The 8,465-nt window shown below is 56.3% G+C and carries 7 protein-coding genes and 1 pseudogene; all 8 read right to left on the reverse strand.

Translation table 11 applies throughout. The features are described from left to right. Positions 1-28: 28 nt before the first annotated feature. Positions 29-2,149: a capsule polysaccharide biogenesis protein gene (locus K309_RS0128685; protein ID WP_029049563.1), complete on the reverse strand. Its 2,121-nt coding sequence runs from the start codon at positions 2,147-2,149 to the stop codon at positions 29-31. Further along, the gene (locus tag K309_RS0128690) at positions 2,133-3,095 is read right to left on the reverse strand and encodes a KpsF/GutQ family sugar-phosphate isomerase (protein ID WP_029049564.1); all 963 of its coding nucleotides are present in this window, start codon (positions 3,093-3,095) and stop codon (positions 2,133-2,135) included. The genes K309_RS0128685 and K309_RS0128690 overlap by 17 nt, the downstream gene beginning before the upstream one ends. Before the next feature lie 59 nt (positions 3,096-3,154). Then, a complete protein-coding gene (locus tag K309_RS0128695) occupies positions 3,155-3,667 on the reverse strand; it encodes a KdsC family phosphatase (RefSeq protein WP_198030872.1) in 513 nt (170 codons plus the stop codon). After that, a complete protein-coding gene (gene kdsB / locus K309_RS0128700; protein WP_029049566.1) occupies positions 3,664-4,443 on the reverse strand; it encodes a 3-deoxy-manno-octulosonate cytidylyltransferase in 780 nt (259 codons plus the stop codon). The genes K309_RS0128695 and kdsB overlap by 4 nt, the downstream gene beginning before the upstream one ends. A gap of 13 nt (positions 4,444-4,456) precedes the next feature. Then, complete coding sequence (gene kdsA / locus K309_RS0128705; RefSeq protein ID WP_029049567.1) at positions 4,457-5,302, reverse strand: 3-deoxy-8-phosphooctulonate synthase; 846 nt, start codon at positions 5,300-5,302, stop codon at positions 4,457-4,459. A 44-nt stretch (positions 5,303-5,346) separates the two neighbouring features. Continuing rightward, complete coding sequence (locus tag K309_RS42030) at positions 5,347-6,099, reverse strand: hypothetical protein (protein ID WP_156914476.1); 753 nt, start codon at positions 6,097-6,099, stop codon at positions 5,347-5,349. Positions 6,100-6,133: 34 nt separating this feature from the next. Further along, positions 6,134-8,080, reverse strand: coding sequence for a glycosyltransferase (locus tag K309_RS39360; protein WP_198030873.1), 1,947 nt, complete (start codon positions 8,078-8,080; stop codon positions 6,134-6,136). A 118-nt stretch (positions 8,081-8,198) separates the two neighbouring features. Beyond that, positions 8,199-8,465, reverse strand: a pseudogene (locus K309_RS43275) (IS4 family transposase); the annotation flags it as partial.

The raw sequence follows: 8,465 nt of genomic DNA on the forward strand, positions 1-8,465 counted from the left end.
TCTTTTTTGATTTTTGCCCGTTGCCGCCCTATTGTTCTGGCGCAGGTACAGGCCGGTGCCGTCCGCCACTATCGCCCTGGGCCTGCCCGGCTCCGCCGTGACTTCTGCTTCGCCGCGTTTCGCCACCCGCGGCCGCATCGCGCCAGCGGGTCCATGGCCTGAGCACGGGCTGCATCCAGCGTTGCAACAATCGCGCACCCGTCGTTGGCGACTCATTGCGCCACGACAACATGTGGTCAACCGCCTGCTCGGGAGTGGCAAAGCTGTCCCGCGCATTGCGCAAAACGTAGCGCGGATACAGGATCAGCGTTCCCGCCACGAGCATATCGAGCGAAAGCTGGCGGCGCCGACGAGGCATTTCGCACCTGTCGTCGGTCAAGCCCCAGCCAGCGTAGAACGGCGCACCGTGCGTCGTGACTGGCTTGCCCCGCAACAGGGCCTCGAACCCCGCCAGCGACGTCAGCACGTGCACGCTGTCGACGGCCGCGATCAAACGATCCATGGGGCAATCGGACACGACTTCGTCGCAAAGCGCCGCCAGCCCGGACTCGGCATTGCGGTCTCCGCGCAAACCGGTCATGACATCCGGATGCGGCTTGTAGACGATGTAGGCATCTGGCGCTTCCGCGCGTACAGCCTCAAGCAGCGCACGATTGGTGCGGATGCCGGGGGCTCCGAACCGGAGAGAAGCATCCGCTTCCACCTGACCTGCGACCAGGATGACTTTGCGGACCGCCGCCGGACGGCTCCAGGTTCCCGCACCAACGTTGTACTTGGTCAGGCCAGCATTGACGATCGATTCCCGGAGGCGCGCTGCACGGGAACACGTCTCGGCATCGAATTGCGCACTCCCCAACAGCTGCTCCAGGTCGGACTCCCTGGTTGCGTCGTAGTAAATGCCGGTGCGGTCGAACACCCACGACAGTGGCCGGATCAACTGTGCGCCCAATCCGACAGAACGCAGGAAGCCATCTTCCACGGTAATCACGGAAAGGTCGGGGCGAGTTGACGTGTCGATCGCCCGGCCCCAACGCAAAACGGTCGTGCCGTGGGGAACCGCGCCCAGATTCCGATGAAAGACAATCTCGTTCCCTTGCAGGAAATCCCGCAAGATCGGCCGCTTCCAGCGCGAAAACCCGACCGCATGCAATTGCGCAGGAAACTGCTGGCGCATCCGGCGTTGCAACGCCAGATAGTCGATCGCATCTTCCGCCTCGCAGCGTTTGCCGGAATGCGGCAGCACATAGCGCGTGTACCGGACCAGCGCGGCAAATGCCAGTTGCTCCAGCGCTACCGGATGGCGCCTGGACGGCCCCGGCAGATCGTCGTTGGTCAGTCCCCAACCAGCGTAGAACGGCATACCGAAGGTATGTACGGGCTTGCCGTGAAGGAGAGCTTCGAAACCCACTTGCGATGTGACAACAAACACCGCCCGCGCCTGCCGAATCAACGGAACGACGTGTACGTCCTCCTGCAACCGCACCACGCTCGGATAATTGCCCGCGTCGAGAATTCTGCCAAGATAGCCCCGCTTGCGTCCGAGTGCGACCTCGGGGTGTTCCTTGACGAGGATCTGGCAGTCCGGGTAATTCAACAGCGCAGACTCCAGCATGCGCCGGAAGCTGTTGCCACCAGCCAGGCCAAACTGGACAGAGGCATCGTTGGCGGTCTGGTCGATGACCAGGACGTACGGCTTCGCCGGCAACATTGCTGGCGCCGGCGCATAGTTGTACTTGGAAATTCCGCCCGCACGCCAACGCTCGATCAGACGTTGCGCCCTTGCCCGCTCCATATGCGTGAGAGGCATGGAGACCATGGCCTCAAGCCGGGACGGCCCCGATGCATCGTAATAGATGCCAAGATCATCCACGACCAGCGAGCACGTCTGCGACGACGCCCCCGGATGCAGCGATCGCAGGAATCCATCCTCCAGGCACAGGAAGCGCTCGATGCCGCGCGAGCGCGCGAACGCTTGCGCCTTGCGTGCGGTCGGCCGCCGCCCCCAGGCAGCAATGCCTGTGAGCGGCGCACGTTCACCCCGCAGCGGATGCACCGCAATCACCGCTTCGCCAAGAAAGGCGGAGAGGTGTTCAATGCGGCGAATGCCGTGGGAAAGAATGCCGATGGCACCCTCAGACGGAAGGCTCATCTGTCCCCAGATCATGAATCTGCAGGATGCCGACTACGCGCTCCGAATCATCCTTGACTACCAGTGCTCCAATCCGCGCTGCATGGATCCGCGCTTCCGCGTCGGCAAAGCGCTCATCGGGGGAAGCCAGCTTCGGATCGGTCGACATGATTTGTTTGGCACGGATCGCCTTGTAGTCGCAATCCGAATCGAACGCGCGGCGGACATCTCCGTCCGTGACGACGCCATGGAGCGTGTCGCCCTCCATCACCAATGCCATACCAAGACGGCCCCGGTTGATGACATGCACAACATCGCGGAAAGAAGCTTCCGGCTTGCAGATCGGCAGATTTTCCTTGTGCATCACGTCGGCGACCCGAGTCAGCAGACGCCGGCCCAGGCTTCCGCCGGGGTGAAAACGCGCAAAATCCTCCGGCTGGAAATCGCGGTTCACGGAAAGCACAACGGCAAGGGCATCACCCATTACCAGCGTAGCCGTTGTCGAACTGGTGGGCGCGAGGTTGTTGTTGCAGGCTTCCCGCTCGACCGAGATATCCAGCACAACATCACTATGCCTGGCCAATGTTGAATTGACCTTCCCCGTCATCGCGATCACCGGGTTCTTCTGATGCTTGAGAAACGGCAGAATACGGATCAGCTCTTCCGTTTCTCCGCTGTTGGAGATCATCAGCACCACATCGATGGGCTTGATCATGCCCAGGTCGCCGTGGAATGCTTCGCCCGGGTGCACGGAAAATGCCGGCGTCCCGGTCGATGCCATGGTGGCAGCGATCTTCTTTCCGATCAGGCCCGACTTGCCCATGCCGACGACAACCACCCGGCCGCGGGCACCCAGGATAATGTCGATCGCCTTCTCAAAGGCAGCGTCGATACGGCTCGACATCCGATCCAGTGCCTGCATTTCCGCGGCAACGACATTGCGTGCCAATGTAATGACCCCAGTCATTTCTCTCATTCCCTGCTTGTTATTGTTGCTGTTCGTTTCTACTTGTCAGTAAGGCTCGACTATTGCGCGACGCCAGACATCACCGTGGCAAAACCCTCGGCCGTGCCAAAAACCTGCGCCTTCCCTTGCGCTAGAAGAATGGCATCAGCCAGTTCACGGAACGCACCCTCTCCACCACGGGTCGACAGCACACCCGTCGCGCGCGCCTTCACATAGCTGGCAGAATCCGCGACCGCGTACGACAGACCGCATGCGGCAAAGGCGGGCAAGTCGATGCTATCGTCGCCGATACAAGCGGTTTGCCCGGGCGCTACGTCCGCCTGAGCCATCAGCGCGCGGCAAGCGGCAAACTTGTCCTTGACACCAAACTGGAAAAGCGTGACGCCGAGGTCGGTCACGCGCTTACGCAACGTTTCCGAGTCGCGGCCGGACAGGACTGCCACGCGCACGCCGTTCTCTTCCAGCAGACGGATACCGAGGCCGTCGCGCACATGGAAGCGCTTCAGGCACTCACCGGTGGCGTCGTAGTAGATGCCCCCGTCGGTCAGCACGCCATCCACGTCGGTGATCACAAGACGAACATCGCCAGCGAGGGCGGCAATTCGGGTTGCTCTCCCGCCATTAGCGCCCGCACTCGTGCAAGGCACTCCGGCGTATCCACGCCCGGGCCGGTAGGGGCAACCTCGAACGCACGAATACGCATGCCCGCTGCCAGCAGTCGCAGTTGCTCGAGCTTCTCTGCCTGCTCGACCATCGGCTGGGGCAACTCCGCGTACGCCGCCAGTACCTCGCGGCGATACGCGTACACGCCAACGTGCTTGAGGTATGTGGCCGCCTCCGCATCCCGCGGGTACGGGATAGGTGACCGGCTGAAATACAGCGCATCGCCGTTCGAGGCCAGGACAACTTTCACCGTATTCGGGTTGATCGCCTCGTCTCCATCGATGCCGTGGCAGAGCGTACCGACTTGCACCGATGCGTCGTCGCGCATGCCCGCGGCCAGCCTGGCAATGTCCTCGGGCCGAACCAGCGGCTCATCGCCCTGCAGATTGATGTAGATATCCGCAGGCACGTGCGCCATCACTTCCGCGAGACGATCCGTGCCCGATGGATGGTCAGGCGAGGTCATGACACACTGGCCGCCAAAGCCTTTCACCACCTCCTCCACCCGTGCATCGTCGGTGGCTACCAAGACGGCATGAACACCCGACACCTGGCTTGCACGTTCGTAGACGTGCTGAACCATAGGCTTGCCCAAAATATCCGCAAGCGGCTTTCCCGGCAGGCGCGTTGATCCATAGCGTGCCGGAATAACGATGGCTACCCGATCCTTTTCCCCGTTCAACACGAGATCAGCTCCATCAATCGATGTTCAACGGGGGCAGCGACTTCACAAGGTCGTCGATCGCCTTTACTTGCGTAAGGAACGGCTCCAACTTGTCGAGCGGCAAGGCGCTGGGCCCATCGCACCTGGCATTGGCCGGATCGGGGTGCGCTTCGAGGAACAGGCCGGCCAGGCCAACGGCCATACCCGAACGCGCCAGTTCCGCAACTTGCTGCCGGCGTCCACCCGACGCCGCGCCACCGGGATCGCGCTGCTGGAGGGCGTGGGTCACGTCGAAGATGATCGGCAAATCGTTCGTGACTTTCTTCATCACGCCAAAACCAAGCATGTCGACGACGAGATTGTCGTAGCCGAAACAGGTGCCACGGTCGCACAGGATCAGCTGATCATTACCGGCTTCCTTGAACTTCTCGACGATGTTCACGACCTGCGTGGGGCTCAGGAATTGCGGCTTTTTGATGTTCACTGGCTTGCCGGTCTTGGCAAGGGCAACAACGAGATCTGTTTGGCGGGCCAGGAAGGCGGGGAGTTGCAGTACATCCGCCACCTCTGCAACCGGCTGAGCTTGCCAGGGTTCGTGTACGTCAGTGATAACGGGTACGCCGAAGGTACTCTTCACCGCTTCGAAGATTCTTAGCCCCTCTTCAAGACCGGGGCCACGGTAGGAATGTATCGATGAGCGGTTCGCCTTATCGAAACTAGCTTTGAACACATAAGGTATCCCCAGCTTTTGGGTAACACGCACGTACTCTTCACATGAACGGAGCGCAAGATCATGTGATTCAAGTACGTTAATACCACCGAAAAGAACAGACGGGAAAGTGTTCGCGATTTGCAAACCCTCTGCCAATACCAATTTCATATTATTCTTACCCCCAAAATCCCATCAGGCCCAAGCGAGCACAACTACACATTCAATGCCCCATCAGCTGCAATCCGAATCATTGCACGTTGATTGGGAGAAAATGGCTTCAGCCGCCGCAACATCCGCAGGTGATCATGCAGATCGAAAATCACCGAAAAATCATTTATATAAAATCCATGCCTCTCATCATCCACAGAGGTCAAACCAATAAATCGATTGGTCAGCTTAGCCCTCAACAAACAATCCACATTAGCCAGATCTAGTTGATTCTGGCCGTGTATAACATGAATTGCAGATTGCCGATAATTTCCCGGCATCCACTCATCCAAATCGATACGACGATGCAATTTATTTATCGTATTCCTCAATGCCTGCCAGCAGTATTTTTCCGTAACCTCAAAGTTGACTTGCGGATTTGAAACAATTGCATTGCAGTTCAATCGCACGGAATGATAAAGAGCACCATATCCCGCCATTGAAGAACCAAAAAAAGTAATGGAATCGGACTCGTAGTTATTCAGGCAAAAATCGAATAGCCCATCAAATGTCCCTTTATCCTTCGTCCCAAGGTAGTAACTATTCTCGGGATCGGTGACAAACAAGAGGCTACAACGATCAAACTTACGCAGAGCGTCGAGCGCAAAATATCTATCACCGTTGTTATGCGTTGACATAACGACGATCAAGCCGCGCGCGCGCTCCACTTCCCCACCTACGGACAACTTCGGCAGGTACAAGTACTTCCGCCCGCCGAACTCTAATTCCCCCCTCTCAACTTCCCCAACAAACGTCATGTCTGCACCTAACATGAATACCATATAAAACTAGTTATTGTTTGGCCCCAAGAGACCGGAATAATTTGATAAATTTTAAATCCTTGAAAAACAATACCGGATCTCGACGCAACTTTCGTAGCTTACGCTGCCTGCTCGAAACTTGATTCATAATAGGTGCAGGCACCACAGCCGCAGGCTTTGAAACAGGGACGACCATTTCCTTTTTATTTAATTCTTTATTCACGCCAGCAGCTACAATTTTCTTCACCTCAGACCATTGAAATTTTCGACTTACAGCATTGCTCAATGGCTGGAGACCAATCTTTCGCGCCATCTCATCCTTTGACAATCGCCCGATTGTTTGAACATTGATTTGCCGTGAACGAAATGCCTCCATAACAGCCCGACGGTGATCCATGTCGGTAGACAAGACATCTTGCCACCGCCGTGCCAAATCACCATCACTGCAGCAGATCGCGACATCCTTGTTATCCAAAAGCGATCGCCCAAGGGAATAAATATTAATCGGATACGCCAACGCCTGGAGCAATACCGTTGAGTTTAGTGCAATCACCGCACCAATCTCAGCCAAAACCTCTTCAATACTGCCACTCGAATCAATGGATAATCTCTCGGACGCAAATTTCTCGTAAATCTTCCGATTCACATCGAGCGGATGTGGCCTGACTACGATCCTCCAGTCTTCGGGGATCTGCGCGACAACGGAGGCCAAAAAATTTTCATTAGACTTAAACAACGGAGAGTTGACGATGAGATTCGTATCATTCTCCAGCTGCAATGCAACCAAAGCGGTCTTTTTTAGTCGAAGTTGATTTCCAGCTCTCGTCGGAAGCTCGTAGCCACAAAGCGCTTTAAAGCTGAGACTTGCCAGTTTGGACGCCCCATTAGTACCCCATTCATCAAAATAGATGTGCTCACTTTGAGGGAACCAGCCAAGCTCCGTGTAGACAATTGGCAGGCCCAGGGCTTTGATCTTCTTCAATGCCAACTGATACCGAGGGTGCAGTCCGTTATGCATCAAGAGAAAGTCCGGTTTAAAGTTCTGTATGTTCTTAATCAACCGATCTGTATGCTTGATCCAATCGAATGTCGCGTAGGCCTTATCCTCGATATCCCAGGCAACATCGAAGAACTTCCGATGCCCGCGTTCACGAAGCGAAACATAACGTCGATCCATATCCAACGCCCGCACAACGGGCTCCCACATCTCTTGGATATGTTCGCTACTTATGCTAAACCCCAAGACGCGCTTTCCCCGCAAACGCTCAGCATCAAAAATATGCGAGGACTGCGCCTTTAAGCCTTCTCTAAAATCCAACGCTCCCCACTGCCTTCTTTTGACGAGTCGCGCCACAACGGAATTAATCCCGCGCTCAAAATCCTGGCAAATTAGGTTTTGCGCAACACGAAATGCCGCCCTTCCGGGATAAACATAGGTGTTTGAGATGACTTCACAAACACGCGACACCATGCTATTAATGTCTTCAAAATCAAATGCATGAAGTACAGGTTCATTCGCGATTTCGGCGTTCCCGCCGACATTCCAGCAGTGGACAACAGTACCGGATGCAAGCGCCTCAAGAATCACCATTGAGCAATTCTCAAATTTGCTGAGCAGCAATAGAACTTTAGAACGTCCTACATAGTTGAGACGCTCCGGACCTTCGATGTGCTCATGCCGCTCGACATAGCATTTGATATCAGGGCTAAGGGTATGCTGACTCGCCCCTCGCCCAATCAGGACTGCCCGTGCGCTTTTCGGAAGGCCGGCGAGGATTGGGTTAATGTACTCAACACCCTTCAAGGTTTGGAAGCGCCCAAGGAAGACCACATCCCATTCCTTATCGGCCACATCCCACATTCGAATTGACTCATCCATCGGATTCTTGAAGACTGCAGCAGCAGTCGGCTCAAATTCTCCTTCGAGATGTTCAAGCAAGGCATGCGATGGGGACGATACAAGAGCGGCTTTATGCATAACGCGCAACTCGTTCGAGAACGCGTCTTCATTTACCTCGTACCCATCATAATGTTGCGCGATTGCCAGTGGACAGTGCAGGCGTATATGAACCAATCCACCCAAGTTACTGTAAGCATCAACAAGCCTTATAAGCGGCATGTCGATGAGGCTTTGGGCGAGGCGGACGAGGGGTGTTGCGATCCGGTCGCACGCGATGGGCACGTGTTGCGATCAAAGCCAAGGTCTCATTCAGGGCAGCCTTGGCCCAGCGCAAGCCGAGCAGCGCCGCTGACAGGACAGGTTTGAGAGCCGTGATGGCGAAGGTTCGGTTGATACGACGGTCCGAGTCAATCTCATGTTCCTGCGCGGCGCTGAGGCAGCATAGGGCGTGCAAGTTGTCGCT

Origin of the sequence: Cupriavidus phytohabitans (assembly GCF_000426345.1) — a bacterium.
In the GTDB taxonomy this organism is placed as follows: domain Bacteria; phylum Pseudomonadota; class Gammaproteobacteria; order Burkholderiales; family Burkholderiaceae; genus Cupriavidus.

Coding starts and splice junctions, on each gene's coding strand:
- K309_RS0128690 (WP_029049564.1), bottom strand. CDS start 3,095: ATGACTGGGGTCATTACATTGGCACGCAATGTCGTTGCCGCGGAAATG.
- K309_RS39360 (WP_198030873.1), bottom strand. CDS start 8,080: ATGCATAAAGCCGCTCTTGTATCGTCCCCATCGCATGCCTTGCTTGAA.
- kdsA (WP_029049567.1), bottom strand. CDS start 5,302: ATGAAATTGGTATTGGCAGAGGGTTTGCAAATCGCGAACACTTTCCCG.
- K309_RS42030 (WP_156914476.1), bottom strand. CDS start 6,099: ATGACGTTTGTTGGGGAAGTTGAGAGGGGGGAATTAGAGTTCGGCGGG.
- K309_RS0128685 (WP_029049563.1), bottom strand. CDS start 2,149: ATGAGCCTTCCGTCTGAGGGTGCCATCGGCATTCTTTCCCACGGCATT.